At 66.2% G+C, this 24,784-nt stretch carries 22 protein-coding genes; 8 read left to right on the forward strand and 14 right to left on the reverse strand.

Annotated features, from left to right (window positions below; translation table 11 throughout):
• Positions 1 to 442: 442 nt before the first annotated feature.
• From lnt to CH291_RS21860, 5 genes are all read right to left on the reverse strand, one after another.
• Positions 443 to 1,966: an apolipoprotein N-acyltransferase gene (gene lnt, locus CH291_RS21840; protein WP_094688640.1), complete on the reverse strand. Its 1,524-nt coding sequence runs from the start codon at positions 1,964 to 1,966 to the stop codon at positions 443 to 445.
• 58 nt (positions 1,967 to 2,024) lie between these two features.
• On the reverse strand, positions 2,025 to 3,620 hold the full coding sequence (locus tag CH291_RS21845) for an amidohydrolase (protein ID WP_256980940.1): 1,596 nt from the start codon (positions 3,618 to 3,620) through the stop codon (positions 2,025 to 2,027).
• Between the two features lie 17 nt (positions 3,621 to 3,637).
• On the reverse strand, positions 3,638 to 4,162 hold the full coding sequence (locus tag CH291_RS21850) for an FxsA family protein (RefSeq protein WP_094688642.1): 525 nt from the start codon (positions 4,160 to 4,162) through the stop codon (positions 3,638 to 3,640).
• Positions 4,163 to 4,243: 81 nt separating this feature from the next.
• The gene (locus tag CH291_RS21855; protein ID WP_094641786.1) at positions 4,244 to 4,900 is read right to left on the reverse strand and encodes a response regulator; all 657 of its coding nucleotides are present in this window, start codon (positions 4,898 to 4,900) and stop codon (positions 4,244 to 4,246) included.
• Positions 4,901 to 4,916: 16 nt separating this feature from the next.
• Positions 4,917 to 6,074 carry a sensor histidine kinase gene (locus CH291_RS21860; RefSeq protein WP_068050546.1) on the reverse strand — a complete coding sequence of 386 codons (1,158 nt, stop codon included), beginning with the start codon at positions 6,072 to 6,074 and terminating at the stop codon, positions 4,917 to 4,919.
• A gap of 17 nt (positions 6,075 to 6,091) precedes the next feature.
• Between CH291_RS21860 and CH291_RS21865 the strand changes: the two genes are divergently transcribed.
• The 3 genes from CH291_RS21865 to CH291_RS21875 are packed head-to-tail and all read left to right on the forward strand — an operon-like array spanning position 6,092 to position 9,794.
• Positions 6,092 to 6,859: a TSUP family transporter gene (locus tag CH291_RS21865; protein ID WP_094688644.1), complete on the forward strand. Its 768-nt coding sequence runs from the start codon at positions 6,092 to 6,094 to the stop codon at positions 6,857 to 6,859.
• The gene (locus tag CH291_RS21870; RefSeq protein WP_094688646.1) at positions 6,841 to 8,397 is read left to right on the forward strand and encodes a TldD/PmbA family protein; all 1,557 of its coding nucleotides are present in this window, start codon (positions 6,841 to 6,843) and stop codon (positions 8,395 to 8,397) included. Before CH291_RS21865 ends, CH291_RS21870 begins: the two co-directional genes overlap by 19 nt.
• On the forward strand, positions 8,394 to 9,794 hold the full coding sequence (locus CH291_RS21875; RefSeq protein WP_094688648.1) for a metallopeptidase TldD-related protein: 1,401 nt from the start codon (positions 8,394 to 8,396) through the stop codon (positions 9,792 to 9,794). Before CH291_RS21870 ends, CH291_RS21875 begins: the two co-directional genes overlap by 4 nt.
• 16 nt (positions 9,795 to 9,810) lie before the next feature.
• On the opposite strand, the gene CH291_RS21880 is transcribed toward CH291_RS21875, so the two are convergent.
• The 3 genes from CH291_RS21880 to cobN form a co-directional block, all read right to left on the reverse strand.
• A complete protein-coding gene (locus tag CH291_RS21880) occupies positions 9,811 to 10,236 on the reverse strand; it encodes a VOC family protein (RefSeq protein ID WP_032398478.1) in 426 nt (141 codons plus the stop codon).
• Between the two features lie 83 nt (positions 10,237 to 10,319).
• Entirely contained in the window at positions 10,320 to 10,700 is a 381-nt protein-coding gene (locus CH291_RS21885) for a PPOX class F420-dependent oxidoreductase (protein ID WP_094682774.1), read from the reverse strand.
• An 18-nt stretch (positions 10,701 to 10,718) separates the two neighbouring features.
• Positions 10,719 to 14,324 (reverse strand): cobaltochelatase subunit CobN, encoded by a 3,606-nt coding sequence (gene cobN, locus CH291_RS21890; RefSeq protein WP_094688650.1) that lies wholly within the window; start codon positions 14,322 to 14,324, stop codon positions 10,719 to 10,721.
• 232 nt (positions 14,325 to 14,556) lie between these two features.
• Here cobN and cobG point away from each other — a divergent pair, with 232 nt between their 5' ends.
• Genes cobG through cobJ form a run of 3 tightly spaced genes read left to right on the forward strand, consistent with a single transcriptional unit; the run spans position 14,557 to position 17,858 of the window.
• Positions 14,557 to 15,687 (forward strand): precorrin-3B synthase, encoded by a 1,131-nt coding sequence (gene cobG / locus CH291_RS21895; protein ID WP_094688878.1) that lies wholly within the window; start codon positions 14,557 to 14,559, stop codon positions 15,685 to 15,687.
• Between the two features lie 54 nt (positions 15,688 to 15,741).
• Positions 15,742 to 16,368, forward strand: coding sequence for a precorrin-8X methylmutase (locus CH291_RS21900; RefSeq protein ID WP_068050694.1), 627 nt, complete (start codon positions 15,742 to 15,744; stop codon positions 16,366 to 16,368).
• Positions 16,365 to 17,858 carry a precorrin-3B C(17)-methyltransferase gene (gene cobJ / locus CH291_RS21905; protein ID WP_094688651.1) on the forward strand — a complete coding sequence of 498 codons (1,494 nt, stop codon included), beginning with the start codon at positions 16,365 to 16,367 and terminating at the stop codon, positions 17,856 to 17,858. The genes CH291_RS21900 and cobJ overlap by 4 nt, the downstream gene beginning before the upstream one ends.
• Here cobJ and CH291_RS21910 read toward each other — a convergent pair.
• From CH291_RS21910 to CH291_RS21920, 3 genes are read right to left on the reverse strand one after another with little or no spacing between them, the layout of a single operon-like run.
• Positions 17,855 to 18,604 (reverse strand): cobalt-precorrin-6A reductase, encoded by a 750-nt coding sequence (locus tag CH291_RS21910; protein ID WP_094688652.1) that lies wholly within the window; start codon positions 18,602 to 18,604, stop codon positions 17,855 to 17,857. The two genes, cobJ and CH291_RS21910, sit on opposite strands and share 4 nt — an antisense overlap.
• A complete protein-coding gene (gene cbiE, locus CH291_RS21915; protein WP_094688879.1) occupies positions 18,583 to 19,806 on the reverse strand; it encodes a precorrin-6y C5,15-methyltransferase (decarboxylating) subunit CbiE in 1,224 nt (407 codons plus the stop codon). Before cbiE ends, CH291_RS21910 begins: the two co-directional genes overlap by 22 nt.
• Entirely contained in the window at positions 19,806 to 20,564 is a 759-nt protein-coding gene (locus CH291_RS21920) for an SDR family NAD(P)-dependent oxidoreductase (RefSeq protein ID WP_094688653.1), read from the reverse strand. Before CH291_RS21920 ends, cbiE begins: the two co-directional genes overlap by 1 nt.
• A gap of 45 nt (positions 20,565 to 20,609) precedes the next feature.
• Here CH291_RS21920 and CH291_RS21925 point away from each other — a divergent pair, with 45 nt between their 5' ends.
• On the forward strand, positions 20,610 to 21,023 hold the full coding sequence (locus tag CH291_RS21925; RefSeq protein ID WP_094688655.1) for a TIGR03618 family F420-dependent PPOX class oxidoreductase: 414 nt from the start codon (positions 20,610 to 20,612) through the stop codon (positions 21,021 to 21,023).
• Here the strand turns inward: CH291_RS21925 and CH291_RS21930 are convergent.
• Together CH291_RS21930 and CH291_RS21935 are read right to left on the reverse strand one after the other, a co-directional pair.
• Positions 21,020 to 21,616: a nucleotidyltransferase family protein gene (locus tag CH291_RS21930; protein WP_094688656.1), complete on the reverse strand. Its 597-nt coding sequence runs from the start codon at positions 21,614 to 21,616 to the stop codon at positions 21,020 to 21,022. The genes CH291_RS21925 and CH291_RS21930 overlap by 4 nt on opposite strands.
• The gene (locus tag CH291_RS21935; RefSeq protein WP_094688658.1) at positions 21,613 to 22,755 is read right to left on the reverse strand and encodes a M24 family metallopeptidase; all 1,143 of its coding nucleotides are present in this window, start codon (positions 22,753 to 22,755) and stop codon (positions 21,613 to 21,615) included. The genes CH291_RS21930 and CH291_RS21935 overlap by 4 nt, the downstream gene beginning before the upstream one ends.
• A 27-nt stretch (positions 22,756 to 22,782) precedes the next feature.
• Between CH291_RS21935 and CH291_RS21940 the strand changes: the two genes are divergently transcribed.
• Positions 22,783 to 23,760, forward strand: coding sequence for a 5'-3' exonuclease (locus CH291_RS21940; RefSeq protein WP_094688880.1), 978 nt, complete (start codon positions 22,783 to 22,785; stop codon positions 23,758 to 23,760).
• Positions 23,761 to 23,779: 19 nt separating this feature from the next.
• Here the strand turns inward: CH291_RS21940 and CH291_RS21945 are convergent, their stop codons facing one another.
• Positions 23,780 to 24,691, reverse strand: coding sequence for a DUF4333 domain-containing protein (locus tag CH291_RS21945; protein WP_094688659.1), 912 nt, complete (start codon positions 24,689 to 24,691; stop codon positions 23,780 to 23,782).
• Positions 24,692 to 24,784: the final 93 nt, after the last annotated feature.

Here is a 24,784-nt window from a genome sequence, read left to right on the forward strand (position 1 = left end):
GGGAAAGGGTACGGTTCTACCGAGGAGAACCAACCTCGAGTTCGCAAACCGAGTGCGTGGTGACTCTCGAATTCGACGTCCTGTCCGACATGAACTCCCCTCCCCACCAGGCGTACGACACGTTCGACCACGTCGGCGTTCGTGCTGCACTCACATACACACACGAGACCGTCGGCCAACCGCCGAAAGCCGACCCGAAATTCCGCGTCGAGCATCCCAGCGGCTTTCAAAGATACAACATCGGCAGGATTCTTTTGTGCAGTAATCATAAGAACCATCGATCGCCGACTCCAGCCTGTTACAGAAGTGACCCCGAGTGCCACCCGAACAGGCGCTATTCGGTCGAACGAATGACTGCTCACGCCGCGTCGCACAGCATTGTCCGACCCGTATCGGACCTGTCGTTCTGATCGACCCGCCGTTTACCGACTCGACGATTGTTTCAGGAGGCGGAGCGGCGGCGCCCGACCACGAGCGTCGCGCCGAGGGCTGCGACTGCTGCCAGACACAACACCAGTTCCGATCCGAAGCCGAGTCGTGTCGCGACGGTGAGGGATTGTCGCAGTACAACACTGGAAACCAGCACGTCGGGAGTGAAGAGTGGCGAATCCTGCAGAACCTCTCCGTCCGGTGCCACGATCGCGCTCACACCACTCGTCGCGGCCACCACGACAGTTCTTCCGTGCTCGACGGCGCGCACCCTGGACATCGCGAGTTGTTGGTAGGTCATTTCGGTGTCGCCGAAGGTCGCGTTGTTGGTTGGAATTGCGATGAACTCCGCGCCCGATCGGACCGATTCCTCGAGGGCACGGTCGAATGCGACTTCGTAGCAGGTCGCTATTCCGGCTGCTATTCCCCCGGTGCGGACAACTCCGTTTCCGTTACCGGGAACGAAATAACCCGCTCGGTCGGCATATTCCGAGAACAATCGAAAAAAACTTCGGAATGGCAAGTATTCGCCGAACGGTTGAATTATCTTCTTGTCGTGCCGCTCACCGGGCCCGTCCGTACCGTTCCACGCAATTACCGAATTCGTGTTCGTGCCATCGGCATTGACGAGTACGGTCCCGACGAGAATCGGAGCCCCCACAGCCACGGACGCCTGTGTGATGAGAGTTGCGGCATCGGCATTTCTCAATGGATCTATGTCGGACGCATTCTCGGGCCACACGACGAGATCCGGGGCAGGTTGCCTGCCTGCCTCGACGTCGGCGGCCAAACTCATCGTTTCACGGACGTGATTGTCCAGCACCGCTCGCCGCTGTGCGTTGAAGTCCAGACCCAGACGCGGAACGCTTCCTTGGACGGCTGCGATCGTCACGGTCCGTTCGTCGCCTTCCGGTGCGTCGTTGCTGTGCAGCGTGGGTAGCAGCGCCACGGCCGCTATGGACGCGACCGTCGTGGCGGCGACCGGCCCGAGGAACGAACGCACTCCGTCGCGCCGACTGCTCGCGACCAGCAGCGCGGCCGTTCCGGTTCCGGTCAGTGCCACACCGAAACTGAGCAACGGTGCACCCCCGATGCTCGCCAAGGGAAGCAGCCAGCCCTCGGGTTGTCCGAACCCCAACCGGCCCCACGGGAAACCGCCGAAAGGAACACTGGATCTGAGCCACTCGGTCAGGCTCCAGGCCAATGCCATCGACACGGGCCACCAGGCACTCCGTGCTGCGACCACACCGAGCACTCCGAACAAGCCGACGAAGACGGACTCGGCGACGGCGAGCGCCAGCCAGGGCATCGGTCCCACGTAGACACCGATCCACGGGAGCAGTGGAACGAAGAATCCGAGTCCGGCGGCACAGCCGTAGCCGAATCCCGCTTTCAGCGACAACGGACGTCGGCCGCCGAAGCCGGTCAGGACGAGGGCCAGCAGCGCGATTCCGAGCGGTGCCAGAAACCACAGGGTTCGCGGAGGAAAGCTCGCGAATATCAGGGCACCACCGGCAACGGAGAGTGCAGTGGACATCGAGGCTCGTCGTAGTCGCCCCGCCGACGAGGCCCCGGCCTCGACACCCGAGGTGGACTCAGTTCTCATGGATGACCTGCCCACGATGGACGGTCATCGAGCACTGTGGGCTCGTGGACGACGGGTCGAGACCCGGCAACGGAGATACCCCCGCACGGGGGTCCGTCGACCAGCGTTGCACGCTGTCCTTGGGCGCTCGGACGACGAGTTCGTCGACCTCCCACACCGCGAAGGACGCGGGCGCTCCCGGCACCAACGTTCCCGCCAATCCGTCTCGGACTCCGCCCGCACGCCAGGCTCCGCGGGTACCGGCAGAGAAAGCGGCCCGAGGCGAGATGGCACTGCCCGGCGTGCGGTGGTTGACCGCGGCTCTGATCGTCGCCCACGGATCGAGTCGGGTGACCGGCGCATCCGAACCGAATGCGAGCGCCACCCCCGCCGACGCCAGGCGCGCGAACGGATGGAGCGCCGACGCACGACCTGCGCCGAGTCGCGCCGAGTACAGCCCGTCCGAACCGCCCCACAGGGCATCGAACATCGGTTGCATGCTGGCTATGGTGCCCCACGAGGCCAATTTTTCGGCCTGTTCGGGTGCGACCATCGCCAGATGTTCGAGCCGATGCCCGCACGCGGCGACGGCAGGAGTTCCGAGCTCGGCCACCACCCGCTCGAACGCTGTGACGGCAGCCGACACAGCCGCGTCGCCGATGACGTGGAAACCCGCCTGTATCCCGGCGGTCGTGCACGCCGAGATGTGTGCGGCGATCGCATCGACGTCCTCGTACGGGGCACCCGATCCGGCGCCGTCGGCGTAGGGCGACGACAGCCACGCGGTCCGCGACCCCAGCGAGCCGTCGACGAAGATGTCGCCGGCCAGTCCGTGGGCACCGGTGTCGCCGAGCAGCTGCCGCGCCTGCTCGACCGTCTCGACCAGCTCGCCCCAGTATCCGCGAACCTCCACCCCGTGTTCGGCGGCCATCAGTTCACGGAAGTCGTCGATACCCGACACGATCGGACCGGCACATTCGTGGACTGCGACGATTCCCTGCGCCGCAGCACTGTCGAGCGCAGCTGTTCGAGCCAGAGCGCGGGTACCGGGCGTGATCATCGACCGCGCTGTCTGCCGCGCGAGGTGATGCGCGGCAGCGGTGAGCGGGGACTGCTCCGAGAAGCCGGTGACGGATTCGATACCGGTCGCGGCGACGCGCAACGGCGTCGAGACGGCGGCGGAATGCGAATCGATGCGAGTGAGGTACACCGGACGACCAGGAGCTGCCGCATCGAGGTCGGCTGTGGACGGTGCACGATGTTCGGGCCACCCGGTTTCGTCCCAGCCGTGTCCCCAGATCAGTGCGTCCGAGGACGATGATGCGTGTTCGGCAAGCACCCGCAGGCAGTGTTCGAGCGAAGTGCAGCCGGACAGATCGAGTCCGATCAGCGACAGACCCAGATCGGTGACGTGCACGTGAGTGTCGACGAACGCCGGTGCCACGAAGGAGCCCGCCAAGTCGGTGATGCGGACTCCTGGATGCAGCGCTCGCCCGGTGCGGTCCTCACCGATCCAGCTGACGATTCCATCGGTCACGGCCATGGCGGTGGCGTCGGAGGCCATCGGACTGTAGATCCGTCCGCCGCAGAACAATTCGGTGGTCACGAACGACCAGTCTGCCCCTACCGGTGTGGCTTCCGGAAATCCCCGGCTGCGGGATCGAAGCGGTCGGCCTCGATCACCTGTCCCTCGAGTATCGGCGCAGAACCGGATGCATTCGGTGCTCGCGTGCTGTCGTCGAGGATCTCACCGTCGATGACGGTGGGGCGCATGCGCCGGGTGGCGGTAGCGACCTGTGGCAACCAGCGCGCGGCGGCCCACATCACTGCTGGGCGCAGTAGCCACCTGGTCGGCGGGATCAACAGCAGCAACCCGATCACCGTGGTCACCAGGCCGGGCACGAACATCGCGACCGACCCTGCGGCGAAGAGAGCGCCGTCGGCCACGGCACCGCCGGCCGATCGCTCGCCTCGCGATGCCCGCTGCAGACCGTCCAACACACGTCTGCCCTGCGATCGCACGAGGAGTGACCCGACCAGCGATCCACCGATCAGCAGCACGACGGTCCAGAGCACACCGAGCGCGCTTCCTACGGCGACCAGCGCTGCGACCTCGACCACGATATAGAGTACGAACAGAGCGAGCATGACGGTCCTTTCTTCGCTTCACCGGTACAACGCGCGGGGCATCGAAATAGCTCCCGACTTGCCGTATTTGTCGGCAGATTCTCAGGAACCCGGCCGGACGAGGCCGGTTTCGTACGCCACGACGACGGCCTGGACTCGATCGCGGACGTCCAACTTCGTCAGGATTCGGCCGATGTGAGTCTTGATCGTCGCCTCGGACAGATGCAGGGCGGCCGCAATCTCGGCGTTGGACAAGCCGGTAGCCAAGTGCACCAGCACCTCGCGCTCGCGTCCGGTGAGCGCATCGAGAACGGCGGCATCGGTGGTCGACACGGACTGCTCGACGAACCTCGACAGCAAACGCTTGGTGACCTTCGGCGAGACGACGGCATCGCCTGCGGCCACGCTGCGAATCGCGGAGACCAGGTCCTCGGGTGGAGTGTCCTTGAGCAGGAATCCACTGGCCCCTGCCCGGAGTGCCCCGAGGACGTGTTCGTCGAGATCGAAGGTCGTCATCACCAGAACCTTGGCGTCCGAACCCGATTCGGTGATGCTGCGGGTGGCGGCGACGCCGTCGATGCCGGGCATGCGGACGTCCATCAGCACTACCGCCGGTGCCAGTCTGGCGACGGCCTCGACGGCACCCGCCCCGTCCGAGGCCTCCCCCACCACCTCGATGTCGTCCTGCGCCTCGAGCACCATGTTCAATCCCATGCGCATGAGTTCCTGGTCGTCCACGACGACAACGGTGATCGGCACCGACCCAACCTAGCCCTCACTCGATCGGCAGCGTTGCCCGCACGAGCCAATTGCCGTGCGGCGTCCGCCCGGCGTGCAGGGTGCCTCGAAGCACCGCTACTCGCTCGCGCATTCCGAGAAGTCCGTGTCCACCACCGTCCTCGGACGGTGGTGCGCCGGAGCCGTTGTCGGAGATCTCGACGGTGACCGCATCTTCTCCGCGAACCACCTTGACGACAGCGCGTGGCGCGTGACCGGCGTGGCGGAGGACGTTGGTCAGCGATTCCTGCACCAACCGGTGCACTCCCAGGCTGATCGCCGGACTGATGTCGTCCAGGTTTCCGGTCTGTTCGAGCTCGACGTTCAATCCGGCGCGACCCATCATCTCCACGACACGGGCCAGACCGGCGGTGCCGTACTGGGGCATGTCGTCCGAGTCGGGCGAGGTCCGCAGCAACGCGACCGTTCGACGCAGCTCGGCCAATGCCGAACGGCCCGTTGCGGAGATGTTGGCCACGGCCTGCTCTGCGCGATCGGGATTGCGCCTGATAGCGTACGAGGCGCCGTCGGCCTGCACCACCATGACACTGACGCTGTGGGCGATGACGTCGTGCAGTTCGCGTGCAATGCGAGTGCGCTCGGTGAGCACGGCCTCTTCGGCGCGTCGGTCCCTGTCGTACTCGGCCACGACGAGTCGGGCCTGAGTCGCTTCGTCGTACGCCCGGCGGGCACCGAGAAATTCCGCCGCAACCCACGACAGGGCGTACATCAGCGCGCTGAACAGCAGTGTCGTGAACACCGGTTGGGCGAACAGAAGCAGGTTCGCGGCGGTGTACACGGCGAGTGCGGCGGCATAGACGCCGCCCTGAACTCGACCGACGTACGCGACCAGCGTGTAGAGCATGATCGGCAGGGCGAGCGCTGCCGGGTGACCGTTGTACGCATCGCCCACCAGGCTGCCCGCTATGTCGGAGCCGAGCGTGGTGACGAGAGTCAGTGCTGCGATCGTGCGGGGCAGACGCCGCCGCCACGCGACGGGAATGGTCAGCACGACCGAGAAGACCAGGAACAACGGCCCGTTCAGACCGTCGACCGAGCTGACGAACACCAGAATGTCGACGACGAACAGCCCGACGGCCAGCAGGGCATCGGCCACGAACGGCTGCCCACGGAGCCACAGACTGAATCGACGCATGTGATTGAGTTTGCCGTATGACTGCTGCCGACTGGGGATTGCTGATGGTCGCGGCCACGGCCGCCGGTTGGGTCGACGCCGTGGTGGGCGGAGGTGGCCTCATCCTGCTGCCGGCGATCCTTCTCGTGGCACCTCAGCTCACGCAGCAGGCAGCGCTGGCGACGAACAAGGCGACTGCCGTATTCGGTACGGTCGCCGCCGTCGTCACCTTCGCGCGGAAGGTCTCGCTGAATTGGGCGGTGCTGGTTCCGGCCGGCGTTCTCGCCGCCGTGGCCTCGGCAGCCGGTGCTGCTGCGGTGTCGTTGATCGATCGCGAGCTGTTCATCCCGATCATCATGGTCGTTCTCGTGGGTGTGGCCGTACTGGTCACCTGCCGTCCGACCATCGGTCTGAGCGCGGCATCGTCGCCGCCCACCCATCGCAAAGTTCTGGTCGTCATCGGGTGCGCAGCCGCCGGAATCGGCTTCTACGACGGCATTCTCGGGCCCGGTACCGGAACGTTCCTGATCATCGTCTTCGCCACGATGCTCGGAACCGAGTTCGTGCGCAGCGCCGCGATGGCCAAGGTGATCAACGTCGGGTCCAACGTCGGTGCCCTCACCTTCTTCGCCATCACCGGCAGTGTCTACTGGCAGCTCGGAGCGGCCATGGCGGTGTGCAACGTGTTCGGTGCCGTCCTCGGGTCAAGAACGGCGGTCGCCCGCGGTGCCGGATTCGTGAGAATCGTCCTGCTCGTCGTGGTCGTGGGCATGGTGGTCCGACTCGGATGGCAACAATTCGGCTAGCGTCTTCAGGCGTGACGAGACAATCGGATCGATCGGTCGACGCCGACTTCCTTGCTCTGCCCCTGCAGGCCCTCGCGGACGCCGCCCTGAGCGCGGCCCGCTCGGCCGGGGCAACGCATGCAGATGTTCGCGTGCAGCGCTTGACGACTCAGTCGATATCGCTGCGCGACGGCTCCGTCCAATCCGCAATCGACGCCGGGGAGATCGGCCTCGCCGTACGGGTCGTGGTCGACGGCACCTGGGGTTTTGCATCGCACGCCGAACTCGGCACCGACGCAGCCGCAGCCACGGCCCGCAGTGCGGTCGAGGTGGCCACAGCGCTGCGCACGCTCAATCGCGAACGCGTCGAACTCGCCTCCGAGCCGGTGTACTCGAATGCGACGTGGGTGTCGGAGTACGACATCGACCCGTTCGAGGTACCCACCGCCGAGAAGGTGGCACTGCTGGCGGAGTATTCGTCCCGGCTGGCGGCGTCGGACGGCGTCGATCACGTCACCGCCTCGGTTCTGCAGGTCAAGGAGCAGTCGTTCTACGCGGATCTGGCCGGCAGCGGCATCACGCAGCAGCGGGTGCGACTGCATCCCCAGTTCGAGGCCACCACGGTGGATCGATCCGCCGGTGCATTCGAGACCATGCGCACCCTCGCGCCACCCGTCGGACGAGGCTGGGAGTACCTGGGCGAGCACAGCACGTGGGACTGGGCCGACGAGCTGGCCCGGATCCCCGAATGGCTGGCCGAGAAGGTGAAGGCACCGTCCGTCGTGGCAGGCCCAACGGATCTCGTCATCGATCCGACCAACCTGTGGCTCACCATTCACGAGTCGATCGGGCACGCAACGGAATACGACCGTGCCATCGGCTACGAGGCCGCCTACGCCGGCACGTCGTTCGCGACCCCGGACCAGTTGGGGACGTTGCGCTACGGATCGCCCATCATGCACGTCACCGCCGACCGGACCGAGATCAACGGCCTGGCCAGCATCGGTTGGGACGACGACGGAGTGGCGTCGCAGAGATGGGACCTGGTCCGCGACGGCACACTGGTGGGCTACCAACTCGATCGAGTGTTCGCCCCCAAACTCGGTCTGGAGCGGTCCAACGGATGTTCGTACGCCGATTCTCCGCATCATGTTCCGATCCAGCGGATGGCGAACGTATCGCTGCAGCCCGACCCCGATGTCGATCGTTCCACCGCCGACGTCATCGGTGAGGTGGAGGACGGCATCTACGTCGTCGGAGACAAGTCCTGGTCGATCGACATGCAGCGCTACAACTTTCAGTTCACCGGCCAACGCTTCTACCGAATCCGCAACGGCGTGCTCGACGGCCAGGTGCGTGACGTGGCGTACCAGGCGACGACCACCGAATTCTGGGGCTCGATGGAACTGCTCGGCGGACCGTCCACGTGGCGACTCGGCGGCGCATTCAACTGCGGCAAGGCCCAACCCGGGCAGGTGGCCGCCGTAAGCCACGGGTGCCCCGTCGCGTTGTTCCGCGGCGTCAACGTCCTCAACACCCGATCGGAGGCAGGTCGATGATCGCGCCGCAGCTCGTGATCGAACGTGCACTCGCCTGCGCGAGTGTCGACGACACCATCGTGATCGTCACCGACTCCAGCGATGCAACACTGCGGTGGGCCGGAAACTCCATGACCACCAACGGAATTGCCACCTCCCGGCGCTGGGAGGTGATCTCGATCGTGCGAGAGGCCGACGTCGTTCGGGGCAGGAGTGGAGCCGGCGGAACGACCGTTCGAGTCGGCACCGTGTCGTCGACGAGTGTCGATCCGGACGACATCGAGGCAGTGGTTCGGGCCAGCGAGGCGGCGGCGCGATCGGCAGAGCCCGCCGAGGACGCGATGCCCTTGCTGCCTCGCGAGTCGGTCTCGGACCCGCACGACTGGGACCGCCGAGCACAACATACGTCGGTCGACGTGTTCGGCTCGCTGGCAACGGAATTGAACGTCGGATTCGATGGTGAGGACGCGCTGTACGGATTCGCGCAGCACACCGTCGACAACGTCTGGCTCGGAACCTCGACCGGGGTGCGTCGTACTTTCACACAGCCCACCGGATCGGTCGAGATCAATGGAAAGCGATCCGGTGCGAGCGCCTGGGTGGGCACCGGAACCACCGACTTCCAGAACGTGTCGGCCGAGTCGATGTTGGCGGAGCTGTCCACCCGGCTCGGCTGGGCCCGGAACACCATCGAACTGCCCGCCGGTCGCTATGAGACTGTGCTGCCCCCGTCGGCGGTGGCAGACCTGATGATCTACCTGATGTGGACCATGGAAGGCCGTGGAGCGCAGGAAGGCCGCACCGCTCTCTCGCGGGCCGGGGGAACGAGAGTCGGTGAGAAACTCACCGACCTGCCGCTGACGCTGTACTCCGACCCACGCGCATCCGGACTCGAGTACGCGCCGTTCGTGATCGCCGGCTCGTCGAGTGATGCGGTATCGGTGTTCGACAACGGCATGGACATCGAGCGGGTCGACTGGGTGCGCGACGGTTCGGTCGCGGCCCTGTCCTACCCGCGTGCCGCCGCGCAGAAGTTCGGCGCACCCGTCGCGGTGCCGGGCAACAATCTCGTCATGACCGGCGGCACCGATACTCGGCTGGCCGAGATGGTTGCCGCAACCGAGCGGGGCCTGCTGCTGACCACTCTCTGGTACATCCGAGAGGTCGATCCCACCTCGCTGCTGCTCACCGGGCTGACCAGAGACGGGGTCTACGCCATCGAGGACGGTCGGATCACCGGCGCAGTGAACAACTTTCGCTTCAACGAGAGCCCGCTCGATCTGTTGCGACGCGTCACCGAGGCAGGCGCAACGGAGGCGACACTGCCGCGCGAGTGGAAGGACTGGTTCACTCGCACGGCGATGCCGCCGCTACGCATCCCCGACTTTCACATGTCGTCGGTGAGCGCCGCGCAGTAGGGCTCGGTAGCGCGACCTACTTGTCGGGGCCGGAGAGCTCGAGTGCGATGTTGTCGGGGTCGCGGAACTCCACGATGGACAGTCCGGGCCCGGCGTCCTTGATGCCCTCGTGCGCGATACCCAACTCGTCGAGTGTCTTCACGGCGTCCTCGAGGGCGGCGCGGGTGTCGACGGTGAAACTGAGGTGATCGAGTCCGCAACGGTCCTCGGCGAATGTGTCGTCGCTCGGTGCGACCGGGCGCAGACCGAGCAGGCCACCACCGAATTTGTAGATGACGCCGCCGAAGAGGAACCACAGCGCCTTCTTGGTCTCTTCGTCCGCGTCGGGGTCCCAGGCGTACGCGACGTCGAAGCCGAACACCGAGTCGTAGAACGACCGGGACCGTTCGATGTCACTGACGGTGAGGCGAACATGGTTGTAATCGGTCACTGCGATTGGCACGTGGTGCTCCATTCCGGCAGCAGGGGAAGCTGCCTCACGAAGCATTCGGAACCGCGCATGCGAACGATGGCACCGCTCGCAACTCAGGTGGCGGTGATCGCCAATCCGACGGAACCGCTCTTGCCCCGTCGCAGCACACTTCCCTTGACCGTGAGCCATCCGATGAGTCCGTACTTCGACGCGATCGCCGAGCGAGCCTTCTCCGTCTCGGCCGCGTCGAGAATCTCGGCCCGTGCGTCGACCGCGTCGCCCTGAGGGTTACCGCGCATGTCGCACGGTGCCAGCGTGACTGCGGGGTTGCGGCGAATCCGTTTCACCTTCCACGAATCGGCCACCGTCCAGACCAGCAGCCGATTCCCGTCGAGGGCACCCCACAGCGGAGTCGGAACCCCTGTGCCGTCTTTCTTGAACGTCGTCAGCAGTACGTATTTGCCTTTGGCAATGTCTTCGAAGGTGGCAGCCATACTGCTCAGAATACGTCGCTATTCGCCCTCGAGCTCGCCCTCGGTTTCCAGATACACCTTGCGCAACCCGTCGAGAACCTGCTTGTCCGGCTCGGCCCACATCTTCCGTTCGGCCGCTTCGAGCAGCCGCTCCGCGATACCGTGCAGCGCCCACGGATTGGACTGTTGCATGAACTTCTGGTTCTGCTCGTCGAGCACGTACGTCTCGGCCAGCTTCTCGTACATCCAGTCCTGCACCACGTCGGTCGTCGCGTCGTAGCCGAACAGATAGTCCACGGTCGCCGCCATCTCGAACGCGCCCTTGTACCCGTGCCTGCGCATCGCCTCGAGCCACCGCGGGTTCACCACCCGGGCGCGGAACACTCTCGCGGTCTCTTCCGAGAGCGTGCGCGTGCGAACCGATTCCGGCCGCGTGCTGTCACCGATGTACGCCTCGGGCGACTTCCCGGTCAACGCACGCACGGTTGCGACCATGCCTCCGTGGTACTGGAAGTAGTCGTCGGAATCGGCGATGTCGTGCTCACGCGTATCGGTGTTCTTGGCGGCAACGGCAATGCGCTTGTAGGCGGTGCGCATGTCGTCCGAGGCGGGAACGCCGTCGAGACCACGGCCGTACGCGAAGCCGCCCCAGGTGGTGTAGACCTGCGCCAGGTCGTCGTCGCTGCGCCAGGTCTTGCTGTCGATCAGCTGCAGCAACCCGGCACCGTACGTCCCCGGCTTCGATCCGAAAATGCGTGTGGTGGAACGCCTTTCGTCACCGTGCTCGGCGAGATCGGCCTGCGCATGCGCTCGAACGTAGTTCTGATCGGCCGGCTCGTCCAACGCGGCGACCATCCGAACCGCATCGTCGAGCAATGCGAGCACATGAGGAAATGCGTCACGGAAGAACCCGCTGATGCGGACCGTCACGTCGATGCGGGGTCGGCCGAGCTCGACGAGATCGATCACCTCGAGCCGAGTGACTCGGCGCGACGCCTCGTCCCACACCGGTGACACGCCCAACAGTGCGAAGACTTCGGCGATGTCGTCGCCGGAGGTCCGCATGGCCGACGTGCCCCACACCGACAGCCCGACCGATTTCGGCCACTCGCCGTGGTCCTGGCGGTAGCGAGCGAGCAGTGACTCCGCCATCGCCTGACCGGTCTCCCACGCCAACTTCGACGGCACGGCCTTCGGATCGACGGAGTAGAAGTTGCGGCCGGTGGGCAGAACGTTGATCAGCCCGCGCAGCGGTGAACCGCTGGGCCCTGCCGCGATGAAACCGCCGTCGAGCGCGTGCAGTACCTGGGCGATCTCGCGTGAGGTCCCGCGCAGTCTCGGAACGACCTCGGCTGCGGCGAACTCGAGAATCTGTGCAACCACGCCGCCGTGCTCGCCCGCCACTCGCGCGGCCGCTGCGGGATCCCACTGAGTTGCCTGCATGGCCGCGACCAATCCGTGGGCGACGGCCTCGATACTGTCGACGCGGGTGCGATCCTCGTCTCCGTCCTCGCTCAGACCCAGCGCCTCGCGCAGACCTGGAACCGTCTGCTCCCCGCCCCACATCTGTCGAGCACGCAGCATGGCCAGAACCAACTCGACTTCGGCATCGCCGACGGGTTCCTGGCCGAGAATGTGCAGGCCGTCGCGGATCTGCACATCCTTGATCTCGCACAGCCAGCCGTCGACGTGCAACAGCATGTCGTCGAACACTTCCTCGTCGGGGCGCTCCTCCAGTCCGAGGTCCTTGTGCATCTGCGCCGCGGTCATCAGCGTCCAGATCTGCTGGCGGATGGCAGGCAGCTTGGCCGGATCGAGTGCCGAGATGTTCGCGTGCTCGTCGAGCAATTGCTCGAGCCGGGAGATGTCACCGTAGCTCTCCGCACGCGCCATCGGCGGAATCAGGTGATCGACGAGAGTGGCGTGCGCGCGACGCTTGGCCTGCGTGCCCTCCCCCGGATCGTTGACGAGGAACGGGTAGATCAACGGCAGGTCGCCCAACGCCGCATCGGTTCCGCAGGAGGCGGACATACCGAGTGTCTTGCCCGGCAGCCATTCCAGGTTGCCGTGCTTGCCCAGGTGGACCATGGCGTCCGCACCGAAGCCGCCGTCGGCCTCGGTGGCCGAGATCCACCGGTAGGCCGCCAGATAGTGATGGCTCGGCGGCAGGTCCGGGTCGTGATAGATCGCAACCGGCTTCTCGCCGAATCCCCGAGGTGGCTGCACCATGATCACCACGTTGCCGAATTGCATTGCTGCAATGACGATTTCACCGTCCGGATCGGCAGACCGATCGACGTAGAGATCGCCCGGCGCCGGGCCCCAGTGCTCGATCACGCCGTCGCGCAGATCTGCGGGAAGCTGCTCGAACCACCGGCCGTACTGCGCGGCCGAGATGCGAATGGGATTGCCCTCGAGTTGGGCGTCGGTGAGCCAGTTGGGATCCTGGCCGCCGCGGGCGATCAACGCGTGAATGAGTGCGTCACCGTCGCGAGCAGCCAGACCGGGCACCGAATCCGGGCCGTCGAGCGGTCCGAGGTTGTAGCCGGCGGCGCGCATGTCCGACATCAGCGCGATCGCGCTCGCCGGAGTGTCGAGACCGACGGCGTTGCCGATCCGCGCATGTTTGGTGGGATAGGCCGAGAACATCAGCGCGATGCGGCGGTCGGCAGCGGGAATATGCCGCAGCCGGGCGTGCCGCACCGCGATGCCCGCCACCCGAGCAGCACGCTCGTGGTCCGGAACGTACGTGGTCAACCCGTCGTCGTCGATCTCCTTGAACGAGAACGGAACCGTGATGAGCCGGCCGTCGAACTCCGGGACGGCGACCTGCGTGGCCACGTCCAGCGGGGAGAGTCCGTCGTCGTTCTCGGACCACGTCGCGCGCGAACTCGTCAGACACAGTCCCTGGAGGATCGGGACGTCGAGGGCAGCGAGTTCGGCGACGTCCCAGGCCTCGTCGTCCCCGCCTGCCGACGCTCCGGCCGGTTTGGTGCCTCCCGCGGCGAGAACGGTGACGATCAGGGCATCCGCCGACTTCAGCGTGTCGAGCAGGTCGGCTTCCGCGGTGCGCAGCGACGCGCAGTAGATCGGGAGCGCGGTGGCACCGGCGTTCTCGACCGCGGTGGCGAGAGCGTCGATGTACGTGGTGTTACCGGCCAGATGTTGGGCGCGGTAGTAGAGGATGGCCACCGTCGGACCGTCGGAGCTCGCGGCGGAGTGTCGCTCGAGGTGACCCCACGTCGGGAGGTGTCGTGGGGCGTCGAAACCGTGCCCGGTCAGCAACACGGTGTCGGAGAGAAAGTTGTACAGCTGACGCAGGTTGTCGGACCCACCTTCGGCCAGATAGTTGTGCGCCTGCGCGGCGACGTTCGCGGGGACCGTCGAGATCTCCATCAGGTCGGCGTCGGGTGCCTGCTCGCCGCCGAGTACGACGACGGGCAGTCCGGTGGCGAGGACGGCGTCGATCCCCGACTCCCAGGATCGACGAGACCCCAGGATGCGCACGATGATCAGCTCTGCCGTCGCAGCCATCGCCGGTATGTCCTCGGCGAGAAGGCGAGAAGGGTTTCCCCAGGTGAAGTCGGCTCCACTGGCACGGGCACTGAGCAGATCGGTGTCCGATGTGGACAGCAGCAAGAACACGGGTAACGCCCTCCTCGGGGGTTTCGCGCCCCTGGAAATCGGTGTGTCGGTCTTCGGCTCGTCGGCGAGAGGGTCTGACTCCTGCCCCGTCCCGAGGGACTGGATGGGGCGTCACAGTGGCGCGACCGTACCGGATTCTCGCCGGTTTCCTCTCGGCCTTAGCCGTGGACATCGAATGCTACCGGGGCGAGCATGGAATCGAGCCACCCGCTGCGCTTGTAGCCTGGTGACCATGAGTTCGCCAGAGAGGTCGGTGCCCGACGGCTGCCCCGGAGCGCTGACGACCCATCTGGCCGCTGACGGGCCGCTGGCACGAGTTCGGCTGCCGGGCGGAGTCGTGTCGCCGGGGCAGATGCAGGTGCTGGCGCAGGCCGCTGCAGAGCTGGGTGACGGCACATTGGAACTGACCTCGCGGGGCAACATCCAGGTGCGCGCGGTGTCGGATCCGGACGGCTTCGCGAGCAGGCTGGCCGACGCAGGATTGCTTCCGTCCTCGACGCACGAGAGGGTCCGCAACATACTCGCCTCTCCACTGTCGGGCCGGGTGGGCCGCCTCACCGATGTGCGTGCGCTGATCGGCGCGCTGGACGAAGGCCTGCGCGCACGAGCCGACCTGGCCGAACTGCCGGGGCGAACGCTCTTCGCGCTCGACGACGGCCGCGGCGACCTGTGCGGACTGGAACCGGACTTCGGTGCCTACGCCCAGCCCGACGGTTCGTTCGCTGTGCTGCTGGCGGGCCGGGACAGCGGCGTTCGCGTGGACCGCGACAAGGTCGTCTCGACGCTGCTGGACTGCGCCGGTGCCTTCGTGGAACTGCGGCAGTCCCAGTGGCGGGTGGCCGAACTGGATGACGGCCCGGCGCAGATCATCGACCGTCTCGGGCTCTCGGCCGGCCCCGCCCTGACGTTGCCCGCACCCGTGGAGGTGCCACCGATCGGATGGCTCGACCAGGACGACGGTCTGGTGGCGCTGGCCGCGGGCTTGGCCAACGGTGTTCTCGGGGCGCGGCTCGCCGAGTTCCTCGCCGCCATCGACCGTCCGTTGATCATGACGCCGTGGCGATCGCTGATCGTGTGCGACCTGGACGAGGAACCGGCCGAACAGGTCGTCCGCGTGCTCGCCCCGATGGGACTGATCTTCGACGCAGCATCTCCGTGGATTCGGGTGAGTGCGTGCACCGGATCGCCGGGGTGCGAGAAGTCGCTGGCCGACGTGCGAGCCGACCTCTCCGCGGCAGTCGATGCCCGGATGACCCCGCGCGACGAACGGCAACACTGGTCCGGGTGCGAACGGCGTTGCGGACGACCCAAGGGCGAAGTGACCGACGTCATCGCAACGGGAATCGGCTACCGCGTCGAGTGAGGGGACCCAGACCGGCTTCCGGCTGAGGGGCCCCTCTCCCCTATCGTGACACGCATGCACGACTACGTCCGCGACGGCGCGGAGATCTACCGACAATCGTTCGCGACCATCCGAGCCGAAGCAGATCTGTCTCGATTCGCACCGGACGTCGCACAGGTCGTCGTGCGCATGATTCACGCGGTCGGAGAGATCGATCTGACCGAGACCATCGGCTACACCCCAGCAGTCGTGACCTCCGCTCGCGCGGCACTGAACTCGGGCGCGCCGATTCTGTGCGACGCCAACATGGTCGCCGCCGGCATCACTCGTCGCCGTCTTCCGGCCGACAACGAGGTGCTGTGCACCCTGTCCGATCCTCGGGTACCGGATTTGGCTCGAAGTATGAACACCACGAGAACCGCTGCCGCCCTGGAGTTGTGGGGCGACAAGCTCGGCGGTGCCGTCGTCGCCATCGGAAACGCTCCGACCGCTCTGTTCCACCTGATGGAGATGCTGGAGGCAGGGGCACCGAAACCCGCAGCGATCGTCGGCGGCCCGGTCGGATTCATCGGGGCGGCGGAGTCGAAGGAAGATCTGATCGCCGCGGGCCTCGGCGTCGAGTACCTGGTGGTTCGCGGTAGGCGTGGTGGCAGCCCCATCACCGTCGCCGCCGTCAATGCCATTGCGAGCGAACAAGAATGACCGGCACCGGAAAACTGTGGGGAGTTGGAGTCGGTCCCGGCGATCCGGAGTTGTTGACCGTCAAGGCCGCTCGCGTGATCGCCGAGGCCGATGTGGTTGCTTTCCACAGTGCACAGCACGGTCGCAGCATCTCCCGCGGACTGGCGGCCGGGTACATGCGGAGCGGGCAGCTCGAGGAACATCTGGTCTACCCGGTGACCACCGAGGCCACGGCGCACCCCGGCGGATATCAGGGTGCGATCGACGAGTTCTACGAGTCCGCTGCCGCACGGCTGGCTACCCATCTGGACGCGGGGCGCTCCGTAGTACTTCTCGCCGAGGGCGATCCGCTGTTCTACAGCTCCTACATGCACATGCACAAACGGTTGGCCGACCGGTTCGAGGTCGAGGTCGTGCCCGGCGTGACGTCGGTCAGTGCCGCCTCGGCCGCGCTGGCAACTCCGCTCGTGGAGCGAGACGAAGTGTTCACCGTGCTTCCCGGCACACTGCCGGCAGACGAACTCACGCGCCGACTGCGCGGCACCGACGCGGCCGTCATCATGAAACTGGGCCGGACCTACCCGACGGTGCTCGAGGCCCTGGAGCGTTCCGGCCGGCTGAGTGAAGCGCGCTACGTGGAACGGGCCAGCACACCCGAGCAGCGGGTGCTCGACGCCGTCGACGCAGACAACGTTCCCTACTTCTCGATGATCGTCGTACCGAGCCCCTCCAATCGAACCCAAACACCAACTTGCGCCGGTGAAGTGGTGGTCGTCGGCCTCGGACCAGGCGACGACGCATGGACGACCGACGAAGTGCGCGCCGAACTCGCCGCCGCCACCGATCTGGTCGGCTATGTCACCTACATCGATCGGGTACCGCAGCGCCCCGGTCAGATCCGGCACGCGAGCGACAACAAGGTCGAGTCGGAACGTGCGGCGTTCGCTCTCGATCTCGCCAAACAGGGTCGCCGCGTCGCCGTGGTCTCCTCGGGCGATCCTGGTGTGTTCGCGATGGCAACCGCGGTCATCGAGGTCGCGGCCGAGGAGCAGTGGAGCTCGGTCCCGGTGCGGGTGGTGCCCGGGATGACGGCAGCCAACGCCGTCGCCAGTCGGGTGGGCGCACCGCTCGGACACGACTACGCCGTCATCTCTCTGTCCGACCGCCTCAAGCCCTGGAACGTCGTGGCAGCGCGGCTCTCGGCGGTCGCCGGAGCCGATATGGCGATCGCGATCTACAACCCCGCGTCGAAGTCGCGGACCTGGCAGGTTGCCGCAACGAAAGAGATTCTGCTCGAGCATCGTTCGCCACAGACCCCCGTGGTCATCGGACGCGCGGTGGGCAGCCCGCAGGAATCCGTTCGCACCGTGGCGCTGGGCGAACTCGACCCCGAGTCGATCGACATGCGATGCCTGCTCATCATCGGATCGTCGATGACGACGGTGGTCGAGACGGGAAGCGGGCCGAAGGTGTTCACCTCCAGGCGTTATCCGTCGGCAGGCAGTTCTTAGCGATCCGTCAACCGGTCCACGGCGGCTGCGACGTCGAACACCGTCGGTGCCGAGCCGGTTCGCGTGGGACGGTCGACCATGAGAACCGGAATCGATGCCGCTCGGGCGGCATCGAGCTTGGCTCGCGTCATGTCGCCGCCGCTGTTCTTGGTGATCAGCAGGTCTATTCGGTTCTCTGCCAGCATCATCGACTCGTGGTCGACGTCGAAGGGGCCACGGCTCAGTTGCAGCGTCATGTGCGGCGGCACCGCACCGGTCGGAGGGTCGATCGCCCGGACCAGAAACCACGAGTGATCGACACTCGCGAAATGGTGAACACCCTGCCTGCCTGTCGTGAGGAACACCCGGCTGCCGGGGGTGATCGCCGACGCCGCGTCGGGCAGTGAGGCAACCGAGGTCCATCGATCACCCTCGCCCGCGGTCCACGGTGGCCGCGTCAGCACCAGGAGCGCGACCGACGTTGCCTGAGTGGCCTGCTCGGCGTGTGCGGCGATGGTGGAGGCGAACGGGTGCGTCGCGTCCACCACCACGTCGATTGCGTTGTCTCGCAGCCACACTGCAAGGGCATCCGGACCTCCGAATCCGCCGATTCGAGTCTCGCCGACGGGCAACATCGGCTCGGCGACCCGGCCGGCTAGCGAGGTGATCGTCTCGATCCCCTGCACCGTGTCCAGAGCGGCCGCGAGTGCCCTCGACTCCGTCGTACCACCGAGAATCAGGACCTTCACCGTTTGGTCGCACTCCATTGTGTGACCGGCAGCTGCGGTCTCCACGTCGTGAACGCGCCCAGCGGTTCGCCGCGGTAGATCTGGAACCTGCGGAGCTCGCCGCCGTACTTCGCCGCGGCGGTCAGCAACAACGAATCCGATTCGGCCGTCACCGAATTCGCGACCACTCGCCCGCCGGTGCGCACCGCATCCCAGCAGGCCTCGAGCATGTCGGCACCGGTCAACCCGCCACCGATGAACACTGCATCGGGTACGGCGTCCGAGACCGCCGCGAAACTTTCCGGAGCGCCGCCGTGGACGACGAGGCTCGGAACTCCCAGAAGCCGTGCATTGGTCTCGATCTGCTCACGGCGCACCTGCGAACTCTCGAACGTCACTGCACGACAGGATTCGTCGGTCCGCATCCATTCGATGGCAATGGTTCCCGATCCGCCCCCGATGTCCCACAACAGCTCTCCTGGCACCGGTGCCAACGCGCTGAGCGTCAGTGCGCGAACCTCCCGCTTGGTCATCTGACCGTCTCCGGTGTACGCGGAATCGGCCAGGCCGGGAATGCGGGTGTAGCGGGCAGCGTCGGGATCTCGGACACACAGCAGCGCAACGACATTGAGTGGGTCGACGCCCTCGAACGTCGACTTCGACGCAATCCCGCCGACGACCCGCTCCGCCGGTCCGCCGAGCTGCTCGAGGACCGTCATCTCACTCGCACCGAAACCGTTGGCGGACAACACCACCGCGATCTCACCAGGAGTGCTGCTGCCCTGGCTCAACACCAGTATCCGACGACCGTCGGCCAACTCGGGCAACACCGTCTCGGCCGGGCTGTTCACCAGCGACACCGTCGTGGTGTGGTGCAGCGCCCAACCCAAGCGAGCGCATGCCAACGACACCGAAGACGGGGCCGGGTGCACCCGCAAGCGCTCGGCGCCGAACTCCCGCGCCAACGTCACCCCGATGCCGTGGAACATGGGATCGCCGCTGGCCAGTACGCACACGCGAGAATCGGCGTAGGCGTCGATCATCGGCCGCAGATTCGGCACCAACGGGCTGGGCCATGTCCTGGTCTCGCTGCAGTGCTCCCGTACTCCAGCGACCTGGCGGGCGGAGCCGAACACCACATCTGCTTGCTCGACGGCCCTGCGCGACGCGAGAGGCAGTCCGTCCCAGCCGTCCGCACCGATTCCCACGACCACGATCGGAGTGGGCACGGGTGCCACCATCAGCGCGGCATCCTGCGCCAGAGCCACTGCGGCAGTAGACGCATGGCGAAGAACAACGGTCGCAGTGTGCCGGGGATCCACACGGTGGCCCGACGCGTGCGCAGCGCAGCGACGACGCCGTCGGCCACCTGATCCGGCGTACTCGACATGGGTGCCGGGGTCATCCCCTCGGTCATCGAACCGATGACGAATCCGGGACGAACGAGCAGGAGGTGCACTCCGCTGCCGTGCAGTGAGTCGCTCAGTCCGCTGGCGAAGCCGTCGAGACCGGCCTTCGCGGATCCGTACACGTAGTTGGCGCGCCGCACGCGAATCCCCGCGACCGACGAGAACACGACCAGGTCGCCGCTCCCCTGTGCTCGGAGGATCTTCGATGCGTGCGTCAGCACCGAAACCTGAGCCAGGAAGTCGGTGGTGATGACGTCGAGAGCGTGCTGCGCGTCGTCCTCGGCGCGCCCTTGATCCCCGAGGATCCCGAACGCCAGCACCACGATCCCGATCGGGCCGTATCGCTCGGCCACCCGGCTCAGAAGCTCGGCGTGAGTGTCCATCTCGTTCGCGTCGAACTCGACGGTGTGAACGGCGTCCGCGCCTGCCTGCTGCACTCGTCGTTGCTGAGCATCGAGGTCGGTACTGCGCCGAGCTGCCAGTACGACGGTTCGCCCCGAGGCGAGTCGGGTGGCGACCTCGAGTCCGATCTCGCTGCGCCCGCCCAACAGCAACAGCGTTCCGGCCGCGGGTTCTGCTCGTCTGCTCACGACGACCAGTCTTGCCGATGAAATCGCATTCACTACAGTCGGGGCATGGCCGCCATCCCCGCAGACGCGACTGCCCTCGCCGACGAAGCACTCGAGTTCCTTGCCGAGCGACACCTCGCCACTCTGACGACACTGCGACCCGACGGAACCCCGCACGTCGTCGCCGTCGGCTTCACCTACGACGCCGAGGCCCGGTGTGCTCGGGTCATCACCAACGACGTGTCGCAGAAGGCGATCAACGCCGGCCGCGGTGCCTACGCCGCCGTCACTCAGATCGACGGTGCCCGCTGGCTGACGTTGGAAGGGCCCGCGTCGGTCCGAGACGACCGTGCATCGGTCGTCGATGCGGAGAACCGCTATGCGCAGCGCTACCGCGTACCCAGAGAGAACCCGACCCGAGTCGTCATCGAGATACAGGTGCAGCGTGTACTGGGTAGCCGTTCCCTGCTGAACCGCTAGCGCGTCGTCGGCTCCGTCGGCCACGGCAGAACCGTCAGGTCCGGCCACTCCGTCGTCCACCGGGCAGCCTTGGCCTCGTACACGTGTCGCATCGGCAGCCGTGGGTTCGGCCGCACTATTCCCCCGAACAGATCGTCGAATCCGTGCGGTGCGTACACGACATCGGTTCCGCCCTGGTCGGTGGTCATGCCGAAGCAGCACGTGGTGGACACGAAATGATCGATCGCATCCTCGGTACTTCGGTACGGCGCGATCGGAGTGCCGAAATGCTGTTCGTACCACAGGTGTACGCGCGCCTCGTTGCGCACTTCGACGTCCACCCCGAGGTCGTCGAACACCGAGGCCGCGCGCTCGATGACCTCGTTCTCCGCGTCGTAGGACAGATCGGAGTCGTCGAAATAGAAGAAGTCGTAGTCCCGGATGCCGGCACACAGGTCCCGGCCGTCCAGGTGGTTCCAGACCGTCTGGAAGAGGCCACCTGCCGTCAGATACCACCCGGGAAGCCCGAGTTGCGGCGCGCGCCCCAGTATTTCGGCGACGGCCGGATTGGACCTGACGACCGAGACGAACTCGTCCTCGCCCGGACGCGTCACACCGGCAGGACGGCCAGAGCGTGAGGCCTGAGGTTGACCGATTCGCACCCGTCTGCGGTGACCACGACGATGTCCTCGATGCGTGCACCCCACTGCCCGCGGAAATAGATTCCCGGCTCGATGCTGAACGCCATCCCTTCGGTCAGCGTGATGTCGTTGCCCGCAACGATGTACGGCTCCTCGTGCACCGACAGGCCGATCCCGTGACCGGTGCGGTGCAGGAACGCCTCGCCGAGACCGGCGTCGACCAGGACGTCGCGAGCCGCCGCATCGATGGACTGCGCCGTGACACCGGGCACCACCGCGTCGACAGCCGCCTGCTGCGCCCGCTCGAGTACCGCGTACTGCTCGGCGATCTCCGCCGACGGTTCGCCGAGACTGTAGGTGCGGGTCGAGTCGGAGTTGTATCCCGGTGCGACGGGTCCGCCGATGTCGATCACCACGATGTCTCCTGTCTCGACGACTCGATCGGATACCTCGTGGTGTGGATCGGCACCGTGGGGCCCGGAACCGACGATGATGAATTCCGGTGCAGTGTGGCCTTCTTCGACGATCGCGGCAGCGATGTCCGCGGCGATCTGCGCTTCCGTTCGGCCCACCCGAAGCCATTCGCCCATCCGGGCGTGCACGCGATCGATGGCATACCCGGCTCGCCGCAACGCGTCGATCTCGGCCGCATCCTTGACCATTCGGAGTTCGCGAAGCACGTCGGTGGCCAGAACCGGGATCGTGCCGAAGACACCCGCCAGCGGCACGAAATGCAGGGCGGGCATGGCGTCGGCAACGGCTGTTCTCGTTCCGCCGGGAACCGCTGCTGCCACCAGTGCGTACGGATCCACACCGTCGACCCAGTCGACGAGAGTCAGAGACAGTTCCTGCGCTGCGGAGTCGCCCAGTGCGGCGAGCTCGAGCCGCGGAACGACGACCGTGGGGGTGCTACCGTCCGCCGGAACGACCAGCGCGATGAGCCGCTCGAACGAGCTGGCCTTCGACCCGATCAGGTACTGCAGATCCGGCCCCGGGGTGATCAGCAGGGCATCCAGGCCTGCATCCGACGTCAGGCGAGCCGCGCGGGCGAGCCTGGACGCATAGACATCGCTGGAGAAACGTGAGGAACTGACCGAAGAATCGACACTCATACCTTCAGGCTAATGCCGTACGGCAAGATGAGCGCCATGACCGCCCCCGGAAAGTCTCCGTTGCTGCTCCTCGACGGTGCGAGCCTGTGGTTCAGGGCTTACTACGCACTGCCCGAGTCGATTACGGCCCCAGACGGGCGACCCGTCAATGCCGTTCGCGGCTTCCTCGACATGATCTCGGCGTTGATCGCGCGCACCGAACCCGGCCGACTGGCCGTGTGTCTCGATCTGGACTGGCGGCCACAGTTCCGCGTCGACCTCGTGCCGTCCTACAAGGCGCACCGTGTGGCCGAGGGTGCCCCGGACGTCGCCGAGAGCGAAGAAGTTCCGGAAACGCTGACACCACAGGTGGACATGATCATGGATGTGCTCGCCGCGTTGGGGATCGCGACCGCAGGCGCAGACGGTCTCGAAGCCGACGACGTCCTGGGAACCCTGGCCGCGCGTGAGCGTCAGGACCCCGTGGTCGTGGTCAGTGGAGACCGAGACCTGCTTCAGGTTGCCGCCGACGAGCCGAACGAGGTGCGCGTTCTGTACGTGGGACGTGGGCTGGCCAAAGCCGAATTGTTCGATCCCGCACTGGTTTCCGAGCGCTACGGGGTGCCACTTCATCGAGCGGGTGCGGCGTACGCGGAACTCGCCTTGCTGCGCGGCGATGCCTCGGACGGTCTGCCCGGAGTTAAGGGCATCGGGGAGAAGACAGCGTCGACGCTGATGATGCAGTACGAATCCGTCGCTGCGTTGCGCGCTGCTGCACTCGACCCGGCATCGGACATGGCCAAGGGCATCCGGGCGAAGCTGGCCAATGCGAGCGACTACCTGGACGCGGCGCTGCCGGTTGTCCGAGTCGTCACCGACGCCGACGTCGTCCTGTCGAAGTCAGACGAGATTCCCGCCGAGCCCGCCGATGCCGATGCACTGAACTCGCTCGCCGAGACTCTCGGCATCGAGAACGCCGTGGCACGCCTCGTCGCCGCGATGGCGGCCACGGCGTCGACGACCTGATCGTGCGACCTGAGCGGGTCTACTCGGGCAGGGAGACTTCGTAGTTGGCGTCGTCGTCGAGGAAGGTCAGAGTCACGGTCTTGAACGCACCGTCGACAGTCAGGGTGCACTCGACACTGGTCTGGGCCACGACCTCGATGTCCTGGGGACAGGACACACCGGAGACGTCGGACGCACCGTAGGACTCGGTGACGACCGTGCGAACACCCTCCTCGGCCGCCGCAGTATCGAGGGTGGTCGTTCGACCGAAAGCGAAGAACGACACCACAGCGATCACGGCGAGGACTGCTACCACGGCACCCGCGATGATCAGGGGCTTCTTCGATCGAGCCCCGGCCTGCCCTGGCCCCTGCTGATTCGGATACTGCTGGTTGGGATACTGCTGGTTGGGACTCCATGGCTGCTGTGGTTGCTGGCCGTACGGACCCGGCCCGTATTGCCCACCACCGAATTGCTGTGGTGCGTAAGGATTCTGGTACGCCGAATCGCCCGATGCAGGCGCGCCGTACTGCTGACCGGCGGGGTAGTGCGCGGTGGGGTTCTGTCCCTGGGGGTAGCCGCCCTGTGCATTCGGGGCCGAGGGGTACTGCCCCTGCGGATAGCCGGCAGGTGGGTACTGACCTTGGGGGTACTGGGCCTGGGGGTACTGGCCCTGTGGGTACTGACCCTGAGGATATTGCCCGTGCGGGTACTGGCCCTGCGGGTATTGGCCGCCGGGTTGTTGCGGGCTCTGCCCGTAGCTCTGTCCGGGTTCGCCGTACGGCGTGGCCTGCGGCTGTCCGTACTGACCCCACGCCGACGGCGTCGGAGTCTGTGACTCGGCGGAGGGAGCAGGCTGAGTGTCCGGTGTGTCGTTCGCGGCACTGTCCTGCTGATCGGGCGTGCGCGACCAGCTGTTGTCCGGATCGGTCGGACCGTATGGGCCGCTCATCTCGCCTCCACTGAAAATTCGGATTCGTCGGGGGTACAGTAACCCGGCTGTACGACTCTCCGCTGTACCGACCCGGCAGTCCGATTCGGTGCT

Origin of the sequence: Rhodococcus sp. 14-1411-2a, from assembly GCF_002259485.1 — a bacterium.
Classification (GTDB): Bacteria; Actinomycetota; Actinomycetes; order Mycobacteriales; family Mycobacteriaceae; genus Rhodococcoides.